The organism is Streptomyces sp. NPDC127100 (assembly GCF_042724095.1).
Classification (GTDB): Bacteria; Actinomycetota; Actinomycetes; order Streptomycetales; family Streptomycetaceae; genus Streptomyces.
This window is the reverse complement of sequence record NZ_JBHXFL010000063.1, coordinates 1-26,124: the sequence shown is the minus strand read 5'-3', so window position 1 is coordinate 26,124 and position 26,124 is coordinate 1. Positions and strand designations below refer to the sequence as shown.

At 74.1% G+C, this 26,124-nt stretch carries 18 protein-coding genes; 10 read left to right on the top strand and 8 right to left on the bottom strand.

Annotated features, from left to right (window positions below; translation table 11 throughout):
• Nucleotides 1-37 precede the first annotated feature (37 nt).
• The 3 genes from ACFWJB_RS33160 to ACFWJB_RS33150 are packed head-to-tail and all read left to right on the top strand — an operon-like array spanning nt 38 to nt 2,333.
• Nucleotides 38-1,624 (top strand): methylmalonyl-CoA mutase, encoded by a 1,587-nt coding sequence (locus tag ACFWJB_RS33160; RefSeq protein WP_386926873.1) that lies wholly within the window; start codon nt 38-40, stop codon nt 1,622-1,624.
• A gap of 60 nt (nt 1,625-1,684) precedes the next feature.
• The gene (locus tag ACFWJB_RS33155) at nt 1,685-2,086 is read left to right on the top strand and encodes a cobalamin B12-binding domain-containing protein (protein WP_385471379.1); all 402 of its coding nucleotides are present in this window, start codon (nt 1,685-1,687) and stop codon (nt 2,084-2,086) included.
• A 31-nt stretch (nt 2,087-2,117) separates the two neighbouring features.
• Nucleotides 2,118-2,333 (top strand): DUF5988 family protein, encoded by a 216-nt coding sequence (locus tag ACFWJB_RS33150; protein ID WP_385471382.1) that lies wholly within the window; start codon nt 2,118-2,120, stop codon nt 2,331-2,333.
• 72 nt (nt 2,334-2,405) lie between these two features.
• Here ACFWJB_RS33150 and pntB read toward each other — a convergent pair whose 3' ends face one another.
• Both pntB and ACFWJB_RS33140 read right to left on the bottom strand, forming a co-directional pair.
• On the bottom strand, nt 2,406-3,872 hold the full coding sequence (gene pntB, locus ACFWJB_RS33145) for a Re/Si-specific NAD(P)(+) transhydrogenase subunit beta (protein WP_386926870.1): 1,467 nt from the start codon (nt 3,870-3,872) through the stop codon (nt 2,406-2,408).
• Between the two features lie 6 nt (nt 3,873-3,878).
• On the bottom strand, nt 3,879-5,438 hold the full coding sequence (locus ACFWJB_RS33140) for a Re/Si-specific NAD(P)(+) transhydrogenase subunit alpha (protein ID WP_386926868.1): 1,560 nt from the start codon (nt 5,436-5,438) through the stop codon (nt 3,879-3,881).
• Nucleotides 5,439-5,774: 336 nt separating this feature from the next.
• On the opposite strand from ACFWJB_RS33140, the gene ACFWJB_RS33135 reads away from it, so the two are divergent.
• Nucleotides 5,775-7,556: a SpoIIE family protein phosphatase gene (locus tag ACFWJB_RS33135; RefSeq protein ID WP_385471388.1), complete on the top strand. Its 1,782-nt coding sequence runs from the start codon at nt 5,775-5,777 to the stop codon at nt 7,554-7,556.
• A 121-nt stretch (nt 7,557-7,677) separates the two neighbouring features.
• On the opposite strand, the gene ACFWJB_RS33130 is transcribed toward ACFWJB_RS33135, so the two are convergent.
• Both ACFWJB_RS33130 and ACFWJB_RS33125 read right to left on the bottom strand, forming a co-directional pair.
• Nucleotides 7,678-9,630, bottom strand: a complete 1,953-nt coding sequence (locus ACFWJB_RS33130; RefSeq protein WP_386926866.1) for an SMI1/KNR4 family protein — start codon at nt 9,628-9,630, stop codon at nt 7,678-7,680.
• Nucleotides 9,631-9,701: 71 nt separating this feature from the next.
• Nucleotides 9,702-11,576 carry an ABC transporter ATP-binding protein gene (locus ACFWJB_RS33125; protein WP_386926889.1) on the bottom strand — a complete coding sequence of 625 codons (1,875 nt, stop codon included), beginning with the start codon at nt 11,574-11,576 and terminating at the stop codon, nt 9,702-9,704.
• Between the two features lie 126 nt (nt 11,577-11,702).
• Here ACFWJB_RS33125 and ACFWJB_RS33120 point away from each other — a divergent pair, with 126 nt between their 5' ends.
• From ACFWJB_RS33120 to ACFWJB_RS33105, 4 genes are all read left to right on the top strand, one after another.
• On the top strand, nt 11,703-12,713 hold the full coding sequence (locus ACFWJB_RS33120) for a YbhN family protein (RefSeq protein ID WP_386926864.1): 1,011 nt from the start codon (nt 11,703-11,705) through the stop codon (nt 12,711-12,713).
• Nucleotides 12,714-12,944: 231 nt separating this feature from the next.
• Nucleotides 12,945-14,024, top strand: coding sequence for a mechanosensitive ion channel family protein (locus ACFWJB_RS33115; protein ID WP_385471155.1), 1,080 nt, complete (start codon nt 12,945-12,947; stop codon nt 14,022-14,024).
• 128 nt (nt 14,025-14,152) lie between these two features.
• Nucleotides 14,153-16,372, top strand: coding sequence for an NADP-dependent isocitrate dehydrogenase (locus ACFWJB_RS33110; protein ID WP_385471153.1), 2,220 nt, complete (start codon nt 14,153-14,155; stop codon nt 16,370-16,372).
• A 124-nt stretch (nt 16,373-16,496) separates the two neighbouring features.
• Nucleotides 16,497-17,294: an N-formylglutamate amidohydrolase gene (locus ACFWJB_RS33105; RefSeq protein WP_386926861.1), complete on the top strand. Its 798-nt coding sequence runs from the start codon at nt 16,497-16,499 to the stop codon at nt 17,292-17,294.
• A gap of 41 nt (nt 17,295-17,335) precedes the next feature.
• Here the strand turns inward: ACFWJB_RS33105 and ACFWJB_RS33100 are convergent, their stop codons facing one another.
• The 3 genes from ACFWJB_RS33100 to ACFWJB_RS33090 all read right to left on the bottom strand — a co-directional run bounded on the left by ACFWJB_RS33100 (nt 17,336) and on the right by ACFWJB_RS33090 (nt 19,916).
• A complete protein-coding gene (locus tag ACFWJB_RS33100; RefSeq protein ID WP_385471150.1) occupies nt 17,336-17,839 on the bottom strand; it encodes a hypothetical protein in 504 nt (167 codons plus the stop codon).
• On the bottom strand, nt 17,836-18,411 hold the full coding sequence (locus ACFWJB_RS33095; protein WP_385471148.1) for an RNA polymerase sigma factor: 576 nt from the start codon (nt 18,409-18,411) through the stop codon (nt 17,836-17,838). The genes ACFWJB_RS33100 and ACFWJB_RS33095 overlap by 4 nt, the downstream gene beginning before the upstream one ends.
• Nucleotides 18,412-18,482: 71 nt before the next feature.
• Nucleotides 18,483-19,916, bottom strand: coding sequence for a S8/S53 family peptidase (locus ACFWJB_RS33090; RefSeq protein WP_385471146.1), 1,434 nt, complete (start codon nt 19,914-19,916; stop codon nt 18,483-18,485).
• Between the two features lie 186 nt (nt 19,917-20,102).
• Between ACFWJB_RS33090 and ACFWJB_RS33085 the strand changes: the two genes are divergently transcribed.
• The gene (locus ACFWJB_RS33085; RefSeq protein WP_386926887.1) at nt 20,103-22,799 is read left to right on the top strand and encodes a CHAT domain-containing protein; all 2,697 of its coding nucleotides are present in this window, start codon (nt 20,103-20,105) and stop codon (nt 22,797-22,799) included.
• Nucleotides 22,800-22,806: 7 nt separating this feature from the next.
• On the opposite strand, the gene ACFWJB_RS33080 is transcribed toward ACFWJB_RS33085, so the two are convergent.
• Nucleotides 22,807-24,759, bottom strand: a complete 1,953-nt coding sequence (locus tag ACFWJB_RS33080; protein ID WP_386926858.1) for a LuxR C-terminal-related transcriptional regulator — start codon at nt 24,757-24,759, stop codon at nt 22,807-22,809.
• 71 nt (nt 24,760-24,830) lie between these two features.
• On the opposite strand from ACFWJB_RS33080, the gene ACFWJB_RS33075 reads away from it, so the two are divergent.
• Complete coding sequence (locus ACFWJB_RS33075) at nt 24,831-25,910, top strand: hypothetical protein (RefSeq protein WP_385471807.1); 1,080 nt, start codon at nt 24,831-24,833, stop codon at nt 25,908-25,910.
• The last annotated feature ends 214 nt before the right edge of the window (nt 25,911-26,124 follow it).

Sequence of the window (26,124 nt, the reverse complement as noted above, 5' to 3'; positions counted from 1 at the left end):
CACGTCCACCACGCTCGGCCGCATGAGAGGGGAGCCCATGAGCAACGGCAGCACGTCCGAGTCCGGAGTGCCCATCGAACCGGTCTACGGTCCCGGGGCCCTGGCGGGCTGGGATCCGGCCGAAAGGCTGGGCGAGCCGGGGGCCTACCCGTTCACCCGGGGTGTGTATCCCACGATGTACACCGGCCGGCCGTGGACGATGCGTCAGTACGCGGGCTTCGGCACGGCGACGGAGTCCAACGCCCGTTACCGGCAGTTGATCGCCAACGGCACGATGGGCCTGTCGGTCGCCTTCGACCTGCCCACCCAGATGGGCCACGACTCCGACGCCCCGATCGCCTCGGGCGAGGTCGGCAAGGTCGGCGTGGCCATCGACTCCATCGACGACATGCGGGTGCTGTTCGGCGGGATCCCGCTGGACAAGGTCTCCACGTCGATGACGATCAACGCGCCCGCCGCCCCACTGCTGTTGCTGTACCAGCTGGTGGCCGAGGAGCAGGGTGTCAGCGCGGAGAGGCTGACCGGCACGATCCAGAACGACGTGCTGAAGGAGTACATCGCGCGCGGGACGTACATCTTCCCGCCCAAGCCCTCGCTGCGGCTGATCGCGGACATCTTCAAGTACTGCAGGGCCGAGATCCCGAAGTGGAACACCATCTCCATCTCCGGCTACCACATGGCCGAGGCGGGTGCGTCGCCCGCGCAGGAGATCGCCTTCACCCTCGCGGACGGCATCGAGTACGTGCGCACGGCGGTCGCGGCCGGCATGGACGTCGACGACTTCGCGCCCCGCCTCTCCTTCTTCTTCGTGGCCCGCACGACGATCCTGGAGGAGGTCGCCAAGTTCCGCGCGGCCCGCCGGATCTGGGCCCGGGTGATGAGGGAGGAGTTCGGCGCCCGGAACCCCAAGTCGCTGATGCTGCGCTTCCACACCCAGACCGCGGGCGTGCAGCTGACGGCCCAGCAGCCCGAGGTGAACCTGGTCCGCGTCGCCGTCCAGGGCCTGGCGGCCGTCCTCGGCGGCACCCAGTCGCTGCACACCAACTCCTTCGACGAGGCCATCGCGCTGCCGACCGACAAGTCCGCCCGTCTGGCCCTGCGCACCCAGCAGGTCCTCGCCTACGAGACGGACGTGACGGCCACGGTCGACCCCTTCGCCGGGTCCTACGTCGTCGAGAGGATGACCGACGACGTCGAGACGGTCACGGTGGAGCTGCTGGCCAGGGTCGAGGAGCTCGGCGGTGCGGTCGCGGCGATCGAGCAGGGCTTCCAGAAGGGCGAGATCGAACGCAACGCCTACCGGATCGCGCAGGAGACCGACGCCGGCGAACGGGTCGTGGTCGGCGTCAACCGCTACCAGCTCGACGCCGAGGAGCCGTACGAGCCCCTACGGGTCGACCCGGCCATCGAGGCCCAGCAGGCCGAACGCCTCACCCGGCTCCGCGCCGAGCGCGACCAGCACGTGGTCGACACGGCCCTGACCGCCCTGAAGAAGGCCGCCGAGGGCGAGGACAACGTCCTCCACCCCATGAAGGACGCGCTCAGGGCCCGCGCCACCGTCGGCGAGGTCTGCAACGCGCTGCGCGACGTGTGGGGCACCTACGTGCCCTCCGACGCGTACTGACCCCCGTGCGCCCGCCACACCCCGGTCCCCGCCCGTCGTCGAGTCGCGAAGGAATCCCCCATGACCACCCCCCGCCGAATCGTCATAGCGAAGCTCGGCCTCGACGGCCACGACCGCGGCGCGAAGGTCATCGCGCGCGCTCTCCGCGACGCCGGCATGGAGGTCGTCTACACGGGCCTGCACCAGACCCCGGAGAACGTGGTGCAGATCGCCGTCCAGGAGGACGCGGACGCGATCGGCCTGTCCACCCTCTCCGGCGCCCACCTGCCGCTGTTCACCCGGGTCCTCGAACTGCTGGAGCAGCGTCAGGCGACCGACATCCCGGTGTTCGGGGGCGGCGTCATCCCGACCGCGGACATCGCGCACCTGAAGGAGCGAGGGGTCGTGGAGATCTTCACGCCCGGTACACCGCCCAGAACGATCGTCCAGGCCTTCAAGAAGCAGCTCGACGGCAGTGCGTGACGTCCTGACACCAGATGGAGGGTGATGCAACGTGAAGCACCACGCGAACGTGATCCTGCGAGGCGGCGGTCCCCTCGTCCCCGACGAGGAGAGGATCCGCTACGTGGCGGACCCCACCGAGCGTTTCAAGCTCTTCCTCGGCAACCGGTACGAGCACTACGAGCCCACCGCCTCCCGGCAGCAGCACCGTGACGGCCGTGAACTGCTCGTCTTCAGGTGGGTGCACCGCACCTACGTGGCCGAGTAGCGGCAGCGCGGCCGCCGCGGACGGCCCCACCGGTCCGACCGGTGGGGCCGCCCGCCGTGTTCCGGGTCCGCGTCAGCGGCGGGCCGGCGTAACCCGGCGCGCGCCCGGGACCGGTCCGCGCTCGTCGTGCGTGCCGAGCGCGCGCAGGATCTCCTCGACGCTCTGCTTGGCGTCGCCGAAGAGCATGCTGCTGTTCTCACGGAAGAACAGCGGATTCTGGACGCCCGCGTAACCGGAGGCCATGGAGCGCTTGAAGACGACGACGTGTTCCGCCTCCCAGACCCGCAGGACGGGCATGCCGGCGATCGGGCTGGCCGGGTCCTCGGTCGCGGCCGGGTTGACGGTGTCGTTCGCGCCGATGACCAGCACGACCGAGGTGTCCGCGAAGTCGTCGTTGATCTCGTCCAGTTCGAGGACGATGTCGTAGGGCACCTTCGCTTCGGCCAGCAGCACGTTCATGTGCCCCGGCAGGCGTCCCGCGACGGGGTGGACGCCGAAGCGGACCTCGACGCCCCGCTCGCGCAGTCCCCGCGTCAGCTCCGCGACCGGGTGCTGGGCCTGGGCGACGGCCATGCCGTACCCGGGGGTGATGATCACCGAGCGGGCGCGGGCGAGCAGCTCGGCGGCCTCCGCGGCCCGCACCTCGCGGTGCTCCCCCTGTTCCTCCGCGCGGCCGGACGGCGCCTCGATGCCGAAACCGCCCGCGATGACGGAGAGGAAGGAACGGTTCATCGCCTTGCACATGATGTAGGACAGGTAGGCGCCGGAGGAGCCGACCAGGGCGCCCGTGACGATGAGCAGGTTGTTGTCGAGCAGGAAGCCCGCCGCGGCCGCCGCCCAGCCCGAGTAGCTGTTCAGCATCGACACGACGACCGGCATGTCGCCGCCGCCGATCGAGGCGACCAGGTGCCAGCCGAGCACCAGCGCCAGCACGGTCACCGCGATCATCAGCGGCAGTCCGGGGCTGATCGTGAACCAGACGGTCAGTGCGACGAACGCGCCGAGGGCACCGAGGTTCAGCGCGTTCTTGCACGGGAGCATCAGGGGCCGGGACTCGATGCGCGCCGAGAGCTTGAGGAAGGCGACGATCGAGCCGGTGAAGGTGACGGCGCCGATGAAGATGCCGATGAACACCTCGGCGTGGTGGATGCCCAGCAGGTCGGCTCCGATCCGGGTCTGCGCCGAGCCGTGCGCCTCCACCTCCAGGTAGCTGTTCCAGCCCACCAGCACCGCGGCGAGGCCGACGAAACTGTGCAGCACCGCGATCAGTTCGGGCATCTGCGTCATCTCGACGCGGCGGGCGCGCCACAGTCCGGCCGCGGCGCCGAGCGCCATCGCCAGGACGATCAGGGCCACCGCTCCGGCGGTGATGCTCCGCGACGCCACCACGACCGTGGCGACCAGGGCGAGGGCCATGCCCGCGATGCCCTGGACGACGCCGGCGCGTGAGGTGCGGTGCTGGGACAGACCGGCCAGGCTGAAGATGAACAGCAGCGCGGCGACCAGGTCGGCAGCGTGAGAGGCCGTCATGGAGGTCATCCGGGTTCAGCCTTTCGAGAACATGGACAGCATGCGGCGGGTGACGGCGAAGCCTCCGAATATGTTGACGCTCGCCAGCAGGATCGCCGCGAAGGACAGCGCGGTGACGATCCTGCTCTCGTGCCCGATCTGGAGCAGGGCGCCGATCACGACGATTCCGGAGATCGCGTTGGTCACCGACATGAGCGGTGTGTGCAGCGCGTGGTGCACCTTGCCGATGACGTAGTAGCCGATCACCACGGCCAGGGCGAACACGGTGAGGTTCTCGGCGAGTTGGGCCGGGGCGAAGGCCACCAGCAGGAACATCGCGAGCATCCCGAGCCCGAGCAGGCCCAGGCGTACCGCGGGCGCCGGCGCCGTTCGCCCGGGCCCGGGCGGCGGGGGTGCTGCGGCGGCGGGCTGCGCGGCCGGCGCCGCCGAGACGGGGACGGGCGGCGGCGGCCATGTGACCTCACCGTCCCGCACCACGGTCACGGCGCGCTGCACGACGTCGTCGAAGTCGATCACCGGCCGGCCGCCGTTGCCGGGCGTGAGCAGTCTCAGCAGGTTCAGCAGGTTGGTGCCGAACAGCTGGGACGCCTGGGCGGGCAGCCGGGCGGCCAGGTCGGTGTAGCCGATGAGGGTGACGCCGTTGCCGGTGACGACGGTGCGTCCCGGCACCGTGCCCTCGACGTTGCCGCCCTGGGCGGCGGCCATGTCGACGACGACGCTGCCCGGTTTCATGGCGGCCACGTCCTCGGCCGTGAGCAGGCGCGGGGCCGGCCGGCCCGGGATCAGCGCGGTGGTGATCACGACGTCCACGTCCCGGGCCTGCTCGTGGTAGAGCTCGGCGGCGGCACGGTCGTAGTCGGCGGAGGTCGCCCTGGCGTATCCGTCGGTACTCGTCTCCTGGACGGCGTCCACCGGGAGGTACTCGCCGCCGAGGGACTTCACCTGGTCCGCGACCTCGGGTCTCGGGTCGGTGGCCCGGACGATCGCGCCGAGGCTGGAGGCCGCGCCGATCGCCGCCAGCCCGGCCACGCCCGCGCCGGCGACGAGCACCTTCGCCGGCGGCACCTTGCCCGCCGCGGTGACCTGGCCGGTGAAGAACCGGCCGAAGACGTGGGCGGCCTCGATGACCGCCCGGTACCCGGCGATGTTGGCCATCGACGACAGCACGTCCATGGACTGCGCCCGCGAGATGCGCGGCACGGCGTCCAGCGCCAGCGCGGTCACCCCGGCTTCGGCGAGCGTCCGGAGCAGCTCGGGATTCTGTGCCGGGGCCAGCAGGGCGACCAGGACGGCGCCCCGCCGCAGCCGGCCGGCCTCCTCCACGGAGGGGGAGTTGACCTTCAGGACGACGTCCGCGGTCCAGGCCTCGCCGGTCTCGGCGCCGGCGTCGAGGTAGGACCGGTCGGTGAAGCCGGAGGCCGCGCCGGCCCCCGGCTCCACCACGACCTCGTAACCGAGGCCGAGCAGCCGGCGAACCGTCGTGGGAGTCGCCGCGACACGCGTCTCCCCGGAGACGGACTCGGCCACCACGCCGATGCGCTGTGGTGGTTGGTGCGCGGATTCACGTGAAGACATGTCTCGTGCTCTCTCTCCTCGGAGGGGATGACGGGAGGTCCGCGTGCAGAGGGTGTTCTTCGCCCCTTTCCCTGTGGGCACGGCCGAGCCGTAGGTACCTACCCCTCACGGACGCCCGCGCAGCCGCGCGGGGCCGTGGCGCGTCTCACTCGGCGGTCGCCGTACCGCCGCGCGGGCCCCGGCCCGGGCTCGGGCGGGGGCCGTCGCCGGGACCGGACGCGGCGACGCAGCGCCTCGAACCGGCATCCGTGTGCGGCCGGTATCGCGATCGGACAGGCGCGGTGGGCGGCAGGAGGGGCAGAATCGGTTCCAGGAGGCCGTGGGAGGAGGCGACGCGTGCGGGAACGACAGCGGCCGAGTGGTGCGCGACGGCCTCCGGGCCCCTTCGTCGGCGGGCACCGCACGCTGCGGACCGTGCTGCGTCCGGTCACCGAGGCGCTGGGCGCACGTCGCCGGCTGGCCTGGCTGAACGAGGCCGGGACGCGCATCGGGACCACGCTCGACCTCCAGGGCACGGCGAAGGAGCTGGCGGACTTCACCGTGCCGGAGCTGGCGGACGGGTGCGCCGTCGACCTGCTGGACTCGGTGCTGCGATTCCAGGAGGGCGACCGTTTCCGGGGCCCGGGGGCGCCCGAGCTGAGGGCCATGGCGGTGTCCCAGGTCCACGGGCTGCACCTCGCCCCGGACCCGGTGGGCGAGCTGTCCGTGCACACCGCCGACCGGCTGGGGCAGACCTGCCTGACCTCCCGCAGGCCGGTGCTGCTGACCCGGATGACGCGGTCCGACTTCGCCGCCGTGGCCCCCACCGCCGAGGCGGCCGACCTGATGCACCGCGCGGGCGTGCACTCCTATCTGGCGGTGCCGCTGATCGCCCGGGGGGTGCTGCTCGGTCTGGCCGACTTCATCCGGGCCGGCAGCAGGGCCCCGTTCACCCGCGCCGACGTGGCCCTGGCCACGGAGCTGGCGACCAAGGCCGCCATGTGCATCGACAACGCCCGGCTGTACGGGCGCGAGCGCGACCACGTGATCACGTTGCAGCGGGCCCTGCTCCCCCGGTCCAGCCCGAGCACGCCCGGCCTCGACGTGTCCTCGGCTTACGTCCCGGCCGGTGATCCGGCCGCCGTGGGCGGCGACTGGTTCGACGTCGTCGCCCTGCCCAGCGGCCGCACCGCGCTGATGGTGGGCGACGTGATGGGGCGCGGGATGGCCGCCGCCGCGACGATGGGCAGGCTGCGCACGGTGGCCCGCACCCTGATGGCCCTCGACATCGCGCCCGAGCAGCTGCTGGCCCGGCTGGACCTGGCCGCCCGCGACCTGGAGGAGGACCAGGTCGCCACCTGCCTGTGCGCGGTCCACGACCCGTACGGCGGCACCTTCCGCATCGCCAGCGCAGGTCATCCGCCGCCCCTGCTGACGGGGCCGGACGGCACGACGTCGTTCGTCGACGTGCCCGCCGGGGCGCCGCTGGGCACCGGGGTGATCCCGTACGACCCGGTCGAGTGCCCCGTACCCGGGCGGGGGCGGCTGACGCTGTACACGGACGGGCTGATCAGGTCGCGCACCGCCGGCCTGGACGCGCAGCTGGAACGGCTGCGCGTGGCGGTCGGCGCGGCCGTGCCCGAGGACGGCTCGATGTGCCGGGCGATCACCGCGAGCGTGGGCGGGGACCGGACCGACGACGCGATCGTGCTCGTGGCCGCCGCCCGGCCGCTCGGCCCCGAGGGCGACGTGTACGTGCGCGCGCTGCCGCCGGACGGCACGGCCGCGGGGCTGGCCCGTGGCGCGGCGCGCGAGCAGCTGGAACGGTGGGGGCTCGAGGATCTGGTCGACACGACGCAGCTGGTGGTCAGCGAGCTGGTCGGCAATGCCCTGCGGTACGGGAACGCCCCCGGTGAGCTGCGGCTGCTGCGGCACGAACGGCTGACGGTCGAGGTGTCCGACTCCGGGCCCGACCTGCCGCGGATCCAGCACGCCGACGTGAGCGACGAGAGCGGGCGCGGGCTGCAGCTGATCAACATGCTGTGCCGGCGCTGGGGCTCGTGCCGCACCGCCGGCGGGAAGGTCGTCTGGGCCGAGCAGGACCTGCCGGCGCGGACCGTGGGGCCGGGCCCGGGCTAGACGTACGGCAACGGTCGAGGCTCTGCGGTCGCGCGGGCACGGTGACCATGGCCGCCGCCCGAGCAAGCACCGCGGCCACCGGATCCGGGCGAGGACAGAGCCCCCTTCGTCGGCGCGGTGATCAGGTCGTGGTCGCGGGACCTGCCTCCCGTCCGGCGGATTCACCGGGCCGCCTGGGTGGTCCGACGTGGACCGTGGCGTACGCGTACGCCTCGCCCTGCCTCGGCGCGCGGTTCCAGGAGCGGGTGGTCAGTTCGGGCAGGATGCCCTCGGTCAGGGCGAGCCGGGGAAGGGCGAGGCCGAACTCCGCCTCCACGGCGGCCAGCAGGCGCTGTTCGTGTGCGTCCTCGCCGATGCCGTCGAGGAGCCGTTCGGGATCCAACGCCCCGGGGACCGGCCCCGAGCGCTCGACGTCGGTGCCGCGCAGCGTGAACGCGTACAGCTCCTCTCCGTGCCGGGCCACCGACAGGTGGAAGACCGACAACAGACCGCCGGACCGGGCTCTGCGCACCCACAGCACCACCGCGCGCCCGCCACGTGAGGCGGCCGCGGCCGGGGAGACGAAGAAGTGTCCGACAGGGGAGGTGCGCGGAGCCATGTCGAAGCCGAACGCCCACCCGGTGCCCGTCCGGCCCACGGACACCACAGCCCGGTCCTCCCACGGCGCCAGGTCGTCCCGCCGCTGGGCGCCGAGGTGGATCCACGGGTCCCGGCGACCGGGCGGAACGGTCAGGCCCGCACCTCCGTCCTCCCCGACCAGGGAGGTCAGCGTCTCCGGCTCCACGCCCTCCACCCACAGGCCACGGTAGGAGTCGTGCGGCGGGTTCCACCCTGGCGTGTCCGTGAGCCAGCGCAGTCCGGGCGGGTCCAGGTCCGCCACCGGATCCGGCGCGGTGCCCGGCCGGCCGGCGCGCGGCGTGGCCAGCAGCTCCCTGCCGCGCTCGGGTGTCACCACCGGCCCCAGCACGGGATCCGCGAGCAGTCCGAGCGGCGCCAGCAGATCCGGCCCCGGCGGCGACCACGACGGCAGCGCGGCGCGGATCACCCGCCAGGCCCCGTCCGTGTCACCCCACCGAGCCGCCTCCCGCGCCTCGGCCACCGCCTGTCCGAAGATGCCGCCCGGAGCGTAGCGGTAGGAGCGGTCGCGCACCCGGGCGAAGATGCCGTCGGACGTCGCACCGACGGCGTCGTCGGTCTCGGTGCCCAGTACGAACCGGTCGACGAAGGCGCCGCGACGATGGCGCCGCAGATGGGCGGCGGCCATCACCGGCACCAGCTCGTCCGTGTACCGCGGATCGACCACGAGGTCGCCGAAAGCGTCCCCGCCGCCCCTGTGCGACAGCGTCTGGATCTGCCGCAGCATCCCCCAGGCGGACGGCCGTCCGTAGCGCTGCGTCTCGGCCAGCAACTCGAGGGCGGTTTCCCACCGCCCGCACAGGGCCTCCTGCCGGGCGCGCTCGACGTCGGCGTCCAGGGCGCGCGTGGTGTCGTTGACGAATCGGGGATCGCTCGCGCGGTCCGCGTGGAAGTTCCGGTACATCTCCTCCATGTAGGCGCGGAACGACGGATAGCGGTCCGGGTACTCGCCGCTCCACCCCTTGTACACGTACAGCGCCCACTCGCCGTCCTCGCCGGTGTCCCCCGGGTCCAGCAGGGCGTACGACATGTCCGAGTCGGTCTCCAACTGCAGGGCCCGCTCCCACATGCCGGCCAGCAGCACCTCCTGTTCGGTCGAGCGCTCGCCCAGTTGCTGCCGGTAGGCCTCGGTCATGCCGAACGGATCCCCGAACCAGCCGATCTCGTGAACCCCGCCCAGCCGGTAGATCGACGCCGCGGCGTCGACGCGCCAGCCGTTGCTGACCTCGAGGAAGCCGCGGTAGGACGGAGGCAACCGGGTGCCCAGGCGTTCCTCGGCCGCGGCGATCTCCTCCCGCGTCGCGGGCGGTGCGGCGAGGGCCATGTCGGCGAGGCTGACACCGCCCTCCTCCATGTCCTCCAGGTCGTCCTCGCCGGGTATCCATTCCTCTTGCCAACGGCCTAGAAAGTCATGCCAGTTGAAGCGGTTCTCGTACATGGGCCGAGTGTGGCACCCGCCTCTGACAGCGGGCCCGCACCGGCCTCCGGCCGACAGGCCGGGACGACGCGCTACGCCGCCTTCTCGACCGCGGGGCGGGCGAACTGCGTGCGGTGCAGCTCGGCGTACCGGCCGTCGGCCGCGAGGAGCTCCTCGTGGGTGCCGCGTTCGACGATGCGGCCCGCCTCGACGACCAGGATCTGGTCGGCCGCCCGGACCGTGGACAGCCGGTGGGCGATCACGATGGCCGTCCGGCCCTCCAGGGCCTCGGTGAGTGCTTCCTGGACGGCCGCCTCGGAGGTGTTGTCGAGGTGTGCGGTGGCCTCGTCGAGGATGACGACGCGCTGGCGGGCCAGCAGCAGCCGGGCGATGGTCATGCGCTGGCGTTCGCCGCCGGAGAGGCGGTAGCCGCGCTCGCCGACCACGGTGTCGAGGCCGTCGGGCAGGGCGCGTACGAGGTCGTCCAGGCGGGCGCGGCGCAGCGCGTCCCACAGCTCGGTGTCGGTGGCCTCCGGGCGGGCCAGCAGCAGGTTGGCCCGGACGGTGTCGTGGAAGAGGTGGCCGTCCTGGGTGACCATGCCGAGGGTGTCGCGCAGTGACCGGGCGGTGAGGTCGCGGACGTCGACGCCGCCGACGCGTACGGCGCCGGCGTCGGTGTCGTACAGGCGCGGCAGCAGCTGGGCGATGGTCGACTTGCCGGCGCCGGAGGAGCCGACGAGCGCGATCGTCTGGCCGGGTTCGGCGCGGAAGGAGAGTCCGTGCAGGACCTCGTCGCCGCCCCGGGTGTCCAGGGAGGCGACCTCCTCGAGGGAGGCCAGGGAGACCTTGTCGGCGGAGGGGTAGCCGAAGCGGACGTCGTCGAACTCGACCGCGACCGGGCCGTCGGGGACGGGGCGGGCGTCGGGCTTCTCGTCGATGAGCGGGGCGAGGTCCAGCACCTCGAAGACCCGCTCGAAGCTGACGAGGGCGCTCATCACCTCGACGCGGGCCCCGGCCAGCGCGGTGAGCGGCGCGTACAGCCGGGTCAGCAGCAGCGCCAGGGCGACGACGGCCCCCGGGTCCAGGGTGCCGCGCAGGGCGAACCAGCCGCCGAGGCCGTAGACGACGGCCAGGGCCAGGGCGGAGACCAGGGTGAGCGCGGTGATGAAGGCGGCCTGGGCGGTGGCGGTGCGCACGCCGATGTCCGCGACGCGGCGGGCGCGGGCGGCGAACTCCGCCGACTCCTCCTCCGGGCGGCCGAACAGCTTGATGAGGGTGGCGCCGGGCGCGGAGAAGCGCTCGGTCATCCGGGTGCCCATCGCGGCGTTCAGGGTGGCGGCCTCGCGCTGCATGCGGGCCATGCGGCGGCCCATCCGCCGGGCGGGAAGCACGAACACCGGCAGCAGCACCAGCGCGATCAGGGTGATCTGCCAGGACAGGGTGAGCATGACGGCGAGGGTCAGCAGCAGGGTGACCAGGTTGCTGACCACTCCGGACAGGGTGTTGCTGAAGGCGCGCTGGGCGCCGATGACGTCGTTGTTGAGACGGGAGACCAGCGCTCCCGTACGGGTACGTGTGAAGAACGCGACCGGCATGCGCTGCACATGATCGAACACCGCCGTCCGCAGATCCAGGATGAGCCCCTCCCCGAGCCTCGCCGACAGCCTGCGGGAGAGGATGCCGAGCGCCGCCTCCGCGACGGCGATCAGCGCGATCAGCAGCGCCAGGCGGACGACGGTGTTCTCGTCGCCGCCGGTGACGATGGCGTTCACGACCTTCCCGGCCAGCACGGGGGTGGCGACGGCGAGAAGCGCGGTCGCCACCCCGAGCAGCACGAACCAGGTGATGCGGCGGCGGTGCGGACGGGCGAACGCGCCGATGCGGCGCAGGGTGGCACGGGCGAAGGGGCGGCGTTCCTGCTCGGCGTTCATCACGCTGTGCAGCTGGGTCCAGGCGGTGGTCTCCATGCTCATGCGGAGGACGGTATGACCTCAAGCATCCTTGAGGTCAAGGACGCCGTGCCGGGGATCCGTAAGCCCGCGTCCGCGCGTCGGTCATCCGCTGTTGGCGGGGCTGGGGGAATCTCTTGTGCTGTGACAGCGGTACGCCTCCCCGAGACGCCCCTTCCCGGCCGTGCCCGGAGCGGCCGGGACGGCCGGATCCGGCGGGACGGCCGTGCCCGCCGGATCCGGCGGCTCGTCTGTGTCCTTCCGCTACTGCTGGTCACCGTGGTCGCGGTACGGCACCGGTCCGTGCTCGCCGACGGCTTCGGCCGGCTCTCCGCCGCCGAGGGACCCTGGCTGCTGGCCGCGGCCGGCGTGACGTGCCTGACCTGGGTGGCCGCCGCCTGCACCCGGCAGGGTGCCGTGGTGGAGCGGCTGCCGCGGCGGCGGTTGCTCGCCACCCAGTTCGCGGCGGGCGCGGCCAACCACCTGCTGCCGACGGGGCTGGGCGCGAGCGCGGTCAACCTGCGGTTCATGACTGTGTGCGGGCTGCCCCTGGCCCGGTCCTCCGCCGCCCTCGCCCTGTATCTGCTGGCGGAGAGCGCCGGCCGGCTGGCCCTGCTGGGCGGGCTGCTGCTCGCGTTCCCCGGCGCGCTGCGGCTGGGCACGCTGCTGCCCGAGGGAGCCGTCGGTCCGCTGCTGGTCGCGGCGGGGGCGGTGCCGGCCGCGGCGGCGGGCGCGCTGGTGCTGGTACGGCGGCTGCGGACGGCCGTGGTCTCCTTCCTGCGGACCGCGCTCGGTGAGGCCCGGTCGGTGCACGCACGCCCGGCGCGGGCGCTCGCGCTGTGGGGCGGTGCCCTGGCCTTCCCGGCGTTGCAGGCGACCGTGCTGGTCCTGGTCGGCAGGTCGCTGGGGCTCGCGGTACCGCCCGGGCACCTGGCGGTGGCGTATCTGGCGGCGACGGTCGCGGTGGCCCTCGTGCCCACACCGGGCGGCATCGGCTCGGTGGAGGCGGCGCTGGTCGTGGCGCTGGTCGCGGCGGGCGGCCCTGCGGCCGTGGCCACGGCGGTGGTGCTGGCCTTCCGCGTCATCACCGTGTGGCTGCCGCTGCTGCCGGGGGCGCTGACACTGGCGGTGCTGGTGCGGACCGGGGTGCTCTGAGAACGGGGGTGCGGCGCCGCTGGCCGGACCGGACCGGGCGGTGGCCGAACGCCCACCGCCGGTTCGGACGGCCGTGCCGCATACGGCAGGATGAGCCCTCGCGCCGGTCGAACTCCCTTGCGGACCGGTGCGATCGCACATCACGGAAGCAAGCAGGTGACAGGTGACGAGTAAGCACATCCGCCCGTCCGCGAGCGGCTCCGCCGCTGCCGCGCCCCTGGGAGGCGGCCGATGACGGACGACCTCACCATGGACCATCTGGTGCCCGCGGGCATCGCGCTGGCCGCCGGTCTGCTGGGGGCGTTCCTGCTGCGCATGCTGCTGCGCTGGCTGGGGCGGCACGCGGAGCGCACCCGCTGGGGCGGCGACGACGTGGTCGTGGACGCGCTGCGCTCGGTGGTGCCGTGGGCGGCGGTCGCGGGCGGCGCGGCGGGCGCGGCGGCGGCGCTGCCGCTCACCCGGACGGTGCAGCACCACGTCAACCAGGTGCTCACGGTCCTGCTGATCTTCGTGGTGACGGTGTCGGCGGCCCGTGTGATCGCCGGGCTGGTCCGGACGGTGACGACGTCCCGTTCCGGGGTGGCCGGGTCCGCCACGATCTTCGTGAACATCACCCGGGTCCTGGTGCTGGCGATCGGCTTCCTGGTGGTGCTGCAGACGCTGGGCATCTCCATCGCGCCGATGCTCACCGCCCTGGGCGTGGGCGGTCTGGCGGTCGCCCTGGCGTTGCAGGACACGCTCGCGAACCTGTTCGCGGGCATCCACATCCTCGCCTCGAAGACCGTGCAGCCGGGCGACTACATCAGGCTCAGCAGCGGGGAGGAGGGCTACGTCGAGGACATCAACTGGCGGCAGACCACCGTCCGCGCGCTCTCCAACAACCTGGTCGTGATCCCCAACGGGCAGCTCGCCAAGACGAACATGACCAACTTCATGCGCCCCGAGCAGAAGCTGACCATCCTGGTGCAGGCCGGTGTCGCCTACGACAGCGACCTGGAGCATGTGGAGCGGGTCACGATCGAGGTCGTCGCCGAGGTGATGACGGAGATCACCGGGGCGGTGCCGGAGCACGAGCCGGCGGTGCGCTTCCACACCTTCGGCGACTCGCGGATCGGGTTCACCGTGATCCTGGGCGTCGGCGAGTTCAGCGACCAGTACCGGATCAAGCACGAGTTCATCAAGCGCCTGCACCGGCGCTACCGCGAGGAGGGCATCCGCATCCCGGCGCCCGCCCGGACGGTCGCGCTCCAGCAGGGGACCGTGGTCATTCCGCAGCAGCGGTCGGGCGAGGACGCCGTGCCGTTCGCGTGACCGTCACCCGCTCGGCGGGGGTCGCGCGGCCGGTTGGCCGGAATCTCCGCGCGACCCCTGTCGAGCCGAGGTCGGGCACGAGATATCTTGATGTCGAGCAATGTTGCAGACGTGGAGCGGAGCACCCGGTGACTGACTCGACCATCATCTACACACACACTGACGAGGCCCCGGCCCTGGCGACGTATTCCTTCCTGCCGGTGATCCGGGCGTACGCCTCGCAGGCAGGTGTCTCCGTGGAGACCCGGGACATCTCGCTGGCCGGCCGGATCATCGCCCTGTTCCCGGAGTACCTCGCCGAGGACCAGCGCATCCCGGACGCCCTCGCCGAGCTCGGCGAGCTGGCCAAGACGCCCGCGGCGAACATCATCAAGCTGCCGAACATCTCGGCGTCCATCCCGCAGCTCAAGGCCGCCATCGCCGAGCTGCAGGGCCAGGGCTACGCGCTGCCGGCCTACCCGGACGACCCGAAGACCGACGAGGAGCGCGAGATCCGCGCCCGGTACGACAAGGTCAAGGGCTCCGCGGTCAACCCGGTCCTGCGCGAGGGCAACTCCGACCGCCGTGCCCCGGCCTCGGTGAAGAACTACGCCAAGACCCACCCGCACCGCATGGGCGCCTGGACCCCCGAGTCCAGGACCAACGTCGCGACCATGGGCGAGAACGACTTCCGCTCCACCGAGAAGTCCGTGGTGATCGCCGAGGACGGCACGCTGCGGATCGAGCTGGTCGGCGACGACGGCACCACCACGGTGCTGCGCGAGTCCGTGCCGGTGAAGAAGGACGAGGTCGTCGACGCCTCCGTGCTGCGCGTCGCCGCGCTGCGCGAGTTCCTGACGGCGCAGGTCGCGCGCGCCAAGTCCGAGGGCATCCTGTACTCGGTGCACCTGAAGGCCACGATGATGAAGGTCTCCGACCCGATCATCTTCGGTCACGTGGTCCGCGCCTTCTTCCCGAAGACGTTCGCGCAGTACGGCGAGGCGCTCGCCAAGGCCGGCCTCACCCCGAACGACGGCCTGGGCGGCATCTACAAGGGCCTGGAGGCCCTGCCCGAGGGCGCCGAGATCAAGGCCTCCTTCGACGCCGAGCTCGCCGAGGGCCCGGAGCTGGCGATGGTCGACTCCGACAAGGGCATCACCAACCTGCACGTGCCGTCGGACGTCATCATCGACGCCTCCATGCCGGCCATGATCCGCACCTCCGGCCACATGTGGGGCGCGGACGGCCAGGAGCACGACGCGCTCGCCGTCATCCCGGACTCCTCCTACGCAGGCGTGTACCAGGCCGTCATCGAGGACTGCCGCGCCAACGGCGCCTACGACCCGTCGACGATGGGCTCCGTCCCGAACGTCGGCCTCATGGCGCAGAAGGCCGAGGAGTACGGCAGCCACGACAAGACCTTCGAGATCCCCACCACGGGCACGGTCCGCCTGGTCGACGCCGACGGCAACGCCGTCCTGGAGCAGACGGTCTCCGCCGGCGACATCTTCCGCGCCTGCCAGACCAAGGACGCCCCGATCCGCGACTGGGTGAAGCTGGCCGTCACCCGCGCCCGTGCCACCGGCGACCCGGCCGTCTTCTGGCTGGACGAGGGCCGCGCCCACGACGCCAACCTGATCGCCAAGGTCAAGGCGTACCTGCCGGAGCACGACACCGAGGGTCTGGACATCAGGATCCTCTCCCCCGTCGAGGCGACCAAGCTGTCGGTGGAGCGCATCCGCCGCGGTGAGAACACCATCTCCGTCACCGGCAACGTGCTGCGCGACTACCTGACCGACCTCTTCCCGATCCTGGAGCTGGGCACCAGCGCCAAGATGCTGTCGGTCGTCCCGCTGATGGCGGGCGGCGGCCTGTTCGAGACGGGCGCCGGCGGCTCCGCGCCCAAGCACGTCCAGCAGCTGGTCAAGGAGAACTACCTGCGCTGGGACTCCCTCGGTGAGTTCTTCGCCCTGGTGCCGTCCCTGGAGCAGTACGCGGCGGCCACCGGCAACGGCAGCGCCAAGGTCCTCGCCGACACCCTCGACCGCGCCACGGCGACCTTCCTCAACGAGGACAAGTCGCCGACCCGTCGCGTCGGCGGCATCGACAACCGCGGCAGCCACTTCTACCTGTCCCTGTACTGGGCGCAGGAGCTGGCCGGGCAGACCGACGACGCGGACCTGGCCAAGGCCTTCGCCCCGCTCGCCGAGACCCTCGCCGCCAACGAGCAGAAGATCGTGGACGAGCTGAACGCCGTACAGGGCAAGCCTGCCGAGATCGGCGGCTACTACCAGCCCGACCCGGCCAAGGCCGCCGCGATCATGCGTCCGTCGGCCACCTGGAACGAGGCGCTGGCGTCCCTCGCCTGATCCTCGCCGGCCCCACGGGGCTCCCGGGCACCCCGTCTCCGCACCTCGGAGGCGGGGTGCCCGTCTCTTCGCCGCCGCCCGCCTTCCCCTCCCCGCCCCGCGACCACACTTCTGGAGCAGTCCCATGACCGACGCCCCGCGGACCTTCGAGCTGCTGCCCGGCGCCGCGCACTCCCCCGTGATCCTGCACGTGCCGCACTCCTCGCGGGAGATACCGGCCGACGTCCGGCCCGGCATCGTCCTCGACGACGCGGCACTGGAGCGGGAGCTCGACCACATCACCGACTCGCACACGGCCGAGATCGCCGAGGCCGCCGCCGGGCTGGCCGGCGTCACGCCCTGGCGGTTCGTGAACCGGGCCTCGCGGCTGGTGGTCGACCCGGAGCGGTTCCCGGACGAGCGGGAGGAGATGACGGCCGTCGGGATGGGCGCCGTGTACACGCGGACCTCGCACCGGGAGGTGCTGCGGGCCGACGGCACCGACCCCGAGCCCCTGCTGGAGCGGTATTTCCGGCCGTACGCGCGGGCCATGACCGAGGCGGTCGCCGACCGGCTCGCCGCCACCGGGCGGGCCGTGATCGTCGACGTGCACTCCTACCCCACCGAGCCGCTGCCCTACGAGCTGCACGGCGAGGGTCCGCGCCCGCCGGTCTGCCTGGGCACCGACGGGTTCCACACGCCGCCCCCGCTGCTCGCCGCCGCCCGGCGGGCGTTCGCGCCCTGCGGGGAGACCGGGCTCGACAGCCCGTTCAGCGGGACCTACGTGCCGCTGGAGTTCTACGGGAAGCGGGGCGAGGTCGGTGCGCTGATGGTGGAGATCCGCCGGGACACCTACATGACCGAGCCGGGCGGCCCGGCCGGCCCCGGACTGTCCCGCCTCGCGTCGTCGCTGGCGGCGCTCGTCGACACCGTGTCGGGCTGATCACCCGCCCACCGGCCCGGGAGGGCCCGCGCGGGCGGCGGTCAGGCGCGCAGCCACTCCGTGACGACCACCTCGCCGCCGGTCCGCAGCCGCAGGGCGAACGGGCCGGTGGGCGGGGCGTCGCCGGTGAAGCGCCCCATGTCGTCCGCCGTCAGCCGGGCGTGGGCCAGCGGGCCGCCGAGCACCTCGATCCGGGCCGGGCCCGGCGGGAGCACCTGTCCGAACAGGCCGTCGGAGGTCACCTCCACGTCGACGATCACGTCGTCCGCCCGGAAGGTCAGCATGCGCGGCGGGTCCGGCTCCCCGCGCACCGGGACGGCGTCGGTCAGCGAGTCGAACGTCAGCTCGGCGACGCGCGCCTCCAGGTCGTGCAGCGCGTAGGCGTCGACGGCGACCTGCCGCAGCCCGGCCGGCACCGGGTCCAGGATGGCGGCGGCCTGCCGCAGTTCCTCCTCCAGCGGGCCGGTGTCCGGGCCGCCGTCGGTGGGCGTCCCGCCGGGCGGTCCGTCCCCGGAGTCGCCGTGGCCGTCGTACAGGTCGCTCATGTCGTCCCCCGTGCCTCGAGCCGGGCCCGCAGCCGGCGCAGACAGCGCTGGCGCATCGGCCCGATGCTGCCCACCGCGATTCCCAGCGCGGCGGACACCTCCTGATAACTGGGCGGTGGCGAGGAGATCAGCACCCTCAGCAACTGGCGGCAGCGTTCCCCCAGTTCCTCGAACTCCTGCCACAGCCGGCGCACGCGCTCGGTCTGCGCGGCGGCCGCCTCGGAGTCGAGCACCGACTCCTCCGGCGTACGGTCCTCGCTCGGCCGGTCGAGCAGCTGCGGGTCGTCGGTCGGCGTCCAGCGCTTCGACGCCTTGAGCAGCTTCAGGCACTCGTGGCGTGCCGTGCTCGCCAGCCACGAACCGGTCTTCTCCGGTTCCCGGATCCGCCCCAGGTGCTGGGCGAACCTGAACCAGGCGGTCTGGTACACCTCGTGCGCGTCGGCGTCGGACAGGCCGTGGGCCCGTACGACGGACCACACGAGCGGTCCCAGCCCGTCCACCAGTGACTTCCAGGCCGCCGCGTCCCCGTCGGCGGCCGACCGGACGAGCGCCCCGACATCTGCACGGTCCACGGCCCCACCCCTCGTGTACGACACGTCATCGTACGCCGCGCAGGGGGCCGTTCCGCTCGCCGTCACACCGCTCACGCCCCCGCGGCCGGCGGTTCGACGGAGGCCGGACGCCAGGTGGGCGGCAGCAGCGCCGGTACGTGCGCGCCGCGCACCTCGGCGAAGTCGGTGACGGCGGCGAGCAGTTGCCTGCGGGCCGCGCGGGGGTCGCTCTCCTTGTGCGCCGTCATGTGGGCGGCGACCAGGCCGGCGGCCACCGGGGTCGCGAAGGAGGTGCCGCTCCACTGCGCGTGCCCCTCGAACATCACCTGGTCCGGCTTGGCCGGGGCCTCGCCCGGCTCGCTGAGGATCCCGTTGTGCCGGGGGTACTGGCAGGTGCAGGCGTAGCCGAAGCCGAAGCGGCAGGCGTCGTAGGTGGAGTGCTGGTAGACGTACGGCACGGGCGTGCGGAAACCGGTGAGGGCGCTGGTGAGGCGCTCGCCGGGGGCGTACGCCTTGACCCAGCCGCCGTGGTTGCTGAAGCAGGCGCCGAACTCGCCGTCGGCGCGCAGTGCGCCGACCGACAGGACCGCGTTCTCCCAGCCGGGCAGATCGGCGTAGGCGGCGGGCCAGAAGGGCGTGGCGCTGGCGTTGTTGCCGGCGGCGGCGACCAGCAGGGTGCCCTGGTCACGGAGTTCCTCCATGAACGCCTGGAGGCCGAGCAGGCCGTCGGTGCGGCCGTTGGAGGTGCCGGCGGAGAGGCTGAGGATGTCGGGCCAGCCGCCCCCGTCGACGGCCTCGAAGAGCTTCTCTCCGAACTCGGACTCCAGGATGGCGCCGGCGTCGTTGAGCGTGCCGCGCACGGTCACGTCGGTGTTGGGGGCGACGGCGGCGAGGAGTCCGGCGATGAAGGTGCCGTGGCCGACGTACTGCTGGAGGACGCCGTCGTCGTCGCACTCCCGGGTCTGGGCGTCGCCCTCGGTGTGGGCCAGCAGCGGGGAGGAGCGGTAGTCGTGCATGAGCCCGGTGTCGACGACGAGGACGCCGACGGCGGTGCCCGCGTCGTACTCCGTCGCGGCCGGGGCCGGGTTCGGGGGCTCGCCCGCCGCGGCGGGCACGGGCTCGTCGCCGGGGCAGGCGTTGACGGCGATCGAGACGACGTGGTTGCGGCTGATCAGGCGGCGGCCCGCGCGGCCCTCCACCGTCCTGAGGGAGCGCAGCGCGCCCGCCACTCCGGGGTCGCCGTCCGGGCCGCCCTGTCCGGGGTCGCCGACCTGGATGCGGGTGATGCCCGTGCGGTTGGTCTCGGGACTCGCCCGGCGTACGTGGTCCGGGGCGAGGCCGGCGAACGTGGTGAAGTGCTCGCGCACGGTGTCCTCGACCAGGCGGGCCTCCTCGCCGTCGCGGGCGAGGACGACGCCCTTCTCGTAGAAGAACTCGGCGGAGTCGTCCGGGCCCATCGCCAGCGGGACGCCCGGCATCGAGCGCTGGATCTGGTCGAACTGCTCACGGAATCGCTGTGGTGCCATGCGGGTCCTCCACTGAGGCGGCTGTCGGGCGACGGTCGCCGGTGGCCGTTCGCGGTCGCCGGCTGTCGTCAATCAGAGTCCCGGGGTGGGTGATTGATACAGACTCGAACCTGTGGGACGTGGTTGCGGAGCACTACCATCCGTGGGGTGACAGCGGGAAACGACTCGGTTCTCCAACTGCTGCCGATGGTGTTCGCCGCCCCCAACGAGGCCGTGGAGCGGGCGGGAGAGGTGCTCGACGCCGATCCGTCGCCGCTGCACGCCTCCGTCGCACACCAGGTGATCGGCATCTGGCAGCGGGACTTCGGCGACCTGCGGCGGGCGCTGGCCCATCTGCGGCGCGCCCGCGACCTCGCGGCCCGGGCGGACTCGGCCGAGCGGGAGGCCGACGTGCTGGCCACGCTCGGGGTGGCGCTGGTGCACGCCGGGCGCACCCGGGACGGGCTGGCGGCGTTCGAGCAAGGCGTGGCACGCGGCACCGGGCACACCAGGGCGCGGGTGCTGTTCCGGCGGGCGTACGTGTGGTGGGTGCTGGGCCGGCACGGCGAGGCGCTGGAGGACGTGCGCCGGGCGGTCCCGGTGCTGCGGCAGGCGGACGACGTGATCTGGACGGCGCGGGCGCTGACGCTGCGGGCGACCGTGCACCTGGCGCTGGGCGCGGTGGAGCGGGCGGAGGCGGACTTCGCGGCGGCGGAGGCGCTGTGGGACACGACCGGTCAGGAGCACGACAAGGCCGACGCGGTGGAGAGCCGCGGGCTCGCGGCGTACCGGTCGGGTGACGTGCCGGCGGCGCTGCGGCTGCTGGACGAGGCGGAGGAGCGGTACGCCGAGCTGGGCACGCCGACGTTCATGCTGACCATCCGACGCTGCGAGGTGCTGCTGGCGGCGGGGCTGGCCCGGGAGGCGCTGGCCGAGGCGGACGGGGCGGTCGCCGCGCTGGACGGCATCGGCGGGCAGTCCACGCGCAAGGCGGAGCTGCTGCTGGTCGCCGCGCGGGCGGCCCGGCTGGCGGACGACCCGCGGACCGCGATCGCGCGCGCGGCCGTCGCGGTACGGCTGTTCGCCGCGCAGCGGCGCACCTGGTACGAGACGCACGCCCGGCTGGTGCTGACCGAGGCGCGGGTGGCGGCGGGGCGCGGGTCGGGCCGGCTGGTCGCGGACGCGGCGGCGGTGGCGGAACGGCTGGCCGCGTTCGGGGCGCCGGCCGCGCCGGAGGCGTCGCTGCTGGCCGGCCGGATCGCACTGGACCTGGGCTGGACGGCCGACGCCGAACGGCATCTGGCGGTCGCCGCGCGCAGCCGCCGCGGCGGGCCGCCGCTGGCGCGGATGACGGGCTGGGCGGCGCAGGCGCTGCGGGCCCGGGCGGCGGGTTCGACGCGGGGCGTGCTCGAGGCCTGCCGGCGTGGGCTGGACGTCCTGGACGACCACCGGATGACGCTGGGCGCCTCCGAGCTGCGGGCCCGGGCCACCGCGCAGGGCGCGGAGCTGGCGGCGATGGCGCAGCGGGCGAGCCTGGTCTCGGGCGGACCGCGTCGGCTGCTGGTGTGGAGCGAGCGGTGGCGGGCGACCGTGCTGTCGGCGCCGCCCACCCGGCCGCCCGCCGACCCGGCGCTGCTGAGCGGTATGACGGCGTTCCGGGAGATCGCCGCCCGTGCGGAGGAGGCCCGGCTGGACGGCGGCCGGCCCGTTCCCGCGCTGGAGCGCGAACAGCGGCGTCTGGAACGGGAGATCCGTTCCCGCACCCTGCACATGCGGGGCGAGGCGTCCGGGGACGGGGACCGGTTCGAGGCCGGCCGGCTGCTGCGGCGGCTCGGCGACGGCGTACGGCTGGTGGAGCTGGCCGTGCTCGACGGGCGGGTGCACGTGCTGCTGTGCGGGCAGGGACGGGTGCGGCGGTTCGAGGCGGGTCTGCTGGCCGCGGCGGAGCGGGAGACCGAGCACGTCCAGGCGGGGCTGCGGCGGCTGGCCCATCCGGGGGCGGAGGCGCGGCTGCCGGTGGTGGAGGCCGCGGGGGCGCGGCTGCAGGAGCTGCTGCTCGGTCCGGCGGCGGCGCACCTGGGCACCGGCCCGGTCGTCGTCGTCCCGCCGGCGCGGCTGCACCGGGTGCCGTGGGCGCTGCTCCCCGCGCTGCGGGAGCGGGTGCTGAGCGTGTCGCCGTCCGCGAGCAGCTGGCTGCGCGCCCGCGAGACGGCACCGCCGCCCGGTGGACGCCGGATCCTGGTACGCGGCCCCGGACTGGCGACCGGCGGTGCCGAGGTGACGGAACTCGCGGGCCGCACCCCGTCACCGGAGGCCCGGCGGGACCACGGAGCGCGCGGCGAGGGCCCCGGGCCGGGGGTCCCGCCGTCGCAGGGCGCCGGGATGGACGGCGCGGGGGACGGGGGGCCGGAGGCCCGGGACCGGCACGGGGCTCCGGTCGTGCTGGAGGGGGACGAGGCGCGGGTGCCGCGGGTCCTGCGCGAGCTGGACGGGGCCGCGCTGGCGCACATCGCCGCGCACGGCACGTTCCGTGCGGACAGCCCGCTGTTCTCCTCGCTGCGGATGGCCGACGGTCCCCTGATCGTGCACGACCTGGAGCGCCTGGACCGCAGCCCGTACCGGATCATCCTGTCCTGCTGCGACACCGCCCGCTTCGCGTCCGTCGGCGCGGACGAGCTGCTCGGGCTGGTCACCGCGCTGCTGCCGCTGGGCACGGCCGGGGTGGTGGCGTGCAGCGCGCCGGTCAACGACGCCGCGGTGGTGCCGCTGATGCTCGCGCTGCACAAGGGGCTGGACGCCGGTCTCTCCCTGGCGGAGTCGCTGCGCGACGCGCGGGCCGCGCTGCCCGGCGACGCGGTGCACCAGGCCACGGGGTGGGCGTTCTCGGCGTTCGGCGCCGCCTGAGGCGCGGTCAGGCGGGCTGGGCCGCGGGCAGGTCCACCAGCCAGGGCAGGGCGCCGCGGTCTCCGGCGCCGAGGCGGGTGTAGGCGCCGTAGAGGTGGTTGCCGACGGTACGGACGGACAGGGTGAGCCGCTCGGCGATCTCGCGGTTGCTCAGGCCCGCCGCGGCGAGCGTGACGATCTGCCGCTGACGGGCGGTGAGTTCACCGAGTACCAGACCGGACAGGGCCGGGGTGCGGGCACCCTCGCACCGCCGGGCGAGGGCGACGGCGCGGGTCCGGGCGGTGCGGGCGGCCCGCGGGTCGCGGTGGGCGCGTACCGCCTGGGCGTGCGCCTCGGCCGCGAAGAGCAGGAAGCCGCGCCGCTCCAGCTCCCCGGCCACCCGGTCCAGTTCCGGGCCGTCACCGCGGGCGAGGGCGTCGGCGTGTGCGGCGAAGACGCCGGTCAGCCGGCCGGCGGCGTGCTCGGGGGCGCCGAGGCGGACGGCGTCGTAGGGGTCGCCGGCGGCGGCCGCCAGGGCGGCCCCGCCGAGGTCACCGCGCGCCGCGGCCCTCCACGCGGCCGCGGCGCCGTCCCGGCTCCCCCGGGCGCCCGGCGCCCCGCCGGACGCGGGACGGGCGGGGCGGCCGTGCCCCTCTCCCCGTGCGTCCGCCCGGGCTGCGGCGGGTCCGCTCCCGGAGGGGGCCCGCCCGCCGTGCGGGCCCGCCGGGGGTACCTCCCCCGTCTGGGCCGTCGCCAGGGCGAGTTCGGTCAGGCACTCCGGGTCACCGGCGTCCTGCCGCAGGCCCTCGCGGGCCCATGCCGCCGCCCCGCGCAGCCGGCCGCGCAGCCGGGCGAACCGGGCACGGACGGCCGCGTCCCCGGCCGGCACCGGCAGTCCCTCCGCCACCAGCCACTCCCCCACGGGTGCGGCGAGGGCCCGTACGTCGGCCCGCTCGATGCGCCGGTGCAGGGCCTCCGTCTCCGCCACGAGGGCGGGCCCGCACCGGTCCGGGGTGCCGGCCAGCCGGCGGGCCCGCAGCCGGCCGGCCGCGGCGCGCAGTACGGGTCCGTGCAGGGGGTGGGCGAGGCGGGCGGCGCCGTCGGCGTCGACGCGGACCAGGCCCTCGGCCTCCAGGCACTCCACGGTCCGCAGACCGAGGCCGTCCGGGTCGAGGGGCAGGGGCTCGGCGAAGGCGAGGCGGTCGAGGGTCTCGCGCTCCTCGGGGCGGGCGCGGCCGAGGAGGTGGGCGGTGCGTTCCCGCACGGCCGGGGTGACGGGCACCGGGCCGCGCCACGCCCGCTGGTCCGTGCCGGGGACCGGGGTGAGCAGCCCGCCTTCGCGTACGGCGGTCAGCAGTTCGCGCAGCAGCCGCAGGTCTCCTCGGCTCAGGCGGTGCAGCCGGTCCACGGTGAGCGGCTCCAGGCCGGTGCCCGCGCCCGCCGCGAGCAGCTCCGCGGTCTCCTCGCGGGGCAGCGGCTCCAGGGCGAGCCGGGGCAGCAGCTCGCCGGTCCACAGCCGGGACACCGCGCCCGGCACCGGTGCGCCGTCGGTGGCGACGACCAGGAGCCGGGTGCGGCCGTGCACGGCGAGCTGGTGCACGAGGGCGGCGGAGGCGTCGTCGAGCAGGTGCGCGTCGTCGACCAGCAGCAGGCGCACGCCGGACAGGAGGTGCACGGCACGGTGCAGGGTGACGGTCTCGGGCAGCAGGTGGGCGAAGGCGGCGAAGGGGATGCCGCGGGTCTCGGGCGTGCCGGCCGCGCGGGCGCACTCGGTGCCGCGGACGGCCTCCGTCACGAGCCGGGTCTTGCCGCGGCCCGCCGGTCCGGTCACCACGATGCCGCCCCGTCCGGCGGCCAGCGACCGGCGCACCAGATCCAGTTCACCGGCGCGGCCGGTGAACGGCCAGGGCAGCTCCAGCGTCTTCGCGTCCCGCGCGGACGTCGTCACAGTCGTCACGGCAACAGGAGTCCGCCTACTCATTCCTGATACAGGGCGACTTGAGTAGCCCTCGACTCAGGTGCCCGGGCCGGCCGGACGCCAGGCTGGGGGTCATGACCGCACGCTACTGCTCGCTCGCGCGGCAGCCCGCCCCCGCGTTTCCGCCGGGGCTGGCCGCCGAGCGGCACGCCGCGCTCGCCGGCGGGCAGCGGATGTGGGTCAACGGCACGGTGCTGCACTACTGCTTCCTCGGCGGCGACCCCGGCACCTCGGTCGTTCCCCTGCGGGGCGCGGGCCGGCCGCGGCGCGGGGCGTGGCCCGGCACGGAGGAGCAGCGGGCCGTGGTGCGCGACTGCTTCCGGGAGTGGCGGGACCTCGGGATCGGGCTCGTGCTCACCGAGGTCGACGACCGCTCCGAGGCGGAACTGCGCATCGGCTTCCGGCCCGGCGACGGCTCCTGGTCGGCGGTGGGCCGCGACGCGCTGCGGGCCGGGCTGAACGACCGCACCATGAACTTCGGCTGGGACCTGACCGCGCCCGGGGAACGCGCGACGGCCCTGCACCAGATCGGGCACGCGCTCGGCATGCTGCACGAGCACCAGAGCCCGTACGCGGGCATCCTCTGGGACGACGAGGCCGTCTACGCCGAGCTGGCGGGGCCGCCGAACCACTGGAGCCGGGACCGGACGTTCCACAACATCCTGCGCAAGCTCGGCACGGAGGAGGTCAACGGCCCGGTCTGGGACCCGCACTCGATCATGGAGTACCCGTTCCCGTCGGGGCTGATACTGGAGCCGGAGCACTACCGCGCGGGTCTGCACCCGCCCGGCACCCTCTCCGCCGCCGACAAGGAGTTCGCGCTGCGCTGGTACCCGCCCGCCGGCCGGCCGGGACCGCTGGTGCCGTTCCGTTCGGTGCCGCTCGGCCTCGGACCGGGCGAGCAGGCCGATTTCCGCCTCGACCCGCCGGAGACCCGCGAGTACACCGTCGGCACGTTCGGCGACAGCGACGCCGTCGTCGTGGTCTTCGAGGAGCGCGACGGGGAGCCCCGCTACCTCGCCGGCCACGACGACGGGGGAACACCCCGCAACGCCATGATCAGGGCCCGTCTCGTCAAGGGCCGCCGCTATGCCGTCCGGGTGCGCCTGTACTCCTCGTGGGGTGCGGGCGAGACGGCGGTCATGTGCTGGTGACAGCACGGATCCGCCGCACCCGGCCACGGCCGGCCACAGTCCGGCGCCGGGGGACGGCCGGGGACGTCGCCTTCGGGGGAGGGCGACGTCCCCGGCCCGTGCCGTGTCCGCCGTGCGAGGGGGGGGGGGGCCCCCCCCCCCCCCCCAACGGGCGGGCGGGGGCTAAGGTCGCCCCCCCGGGCGCGGCGGGCCCCGCGTCGGGGGTGTGGGTTTC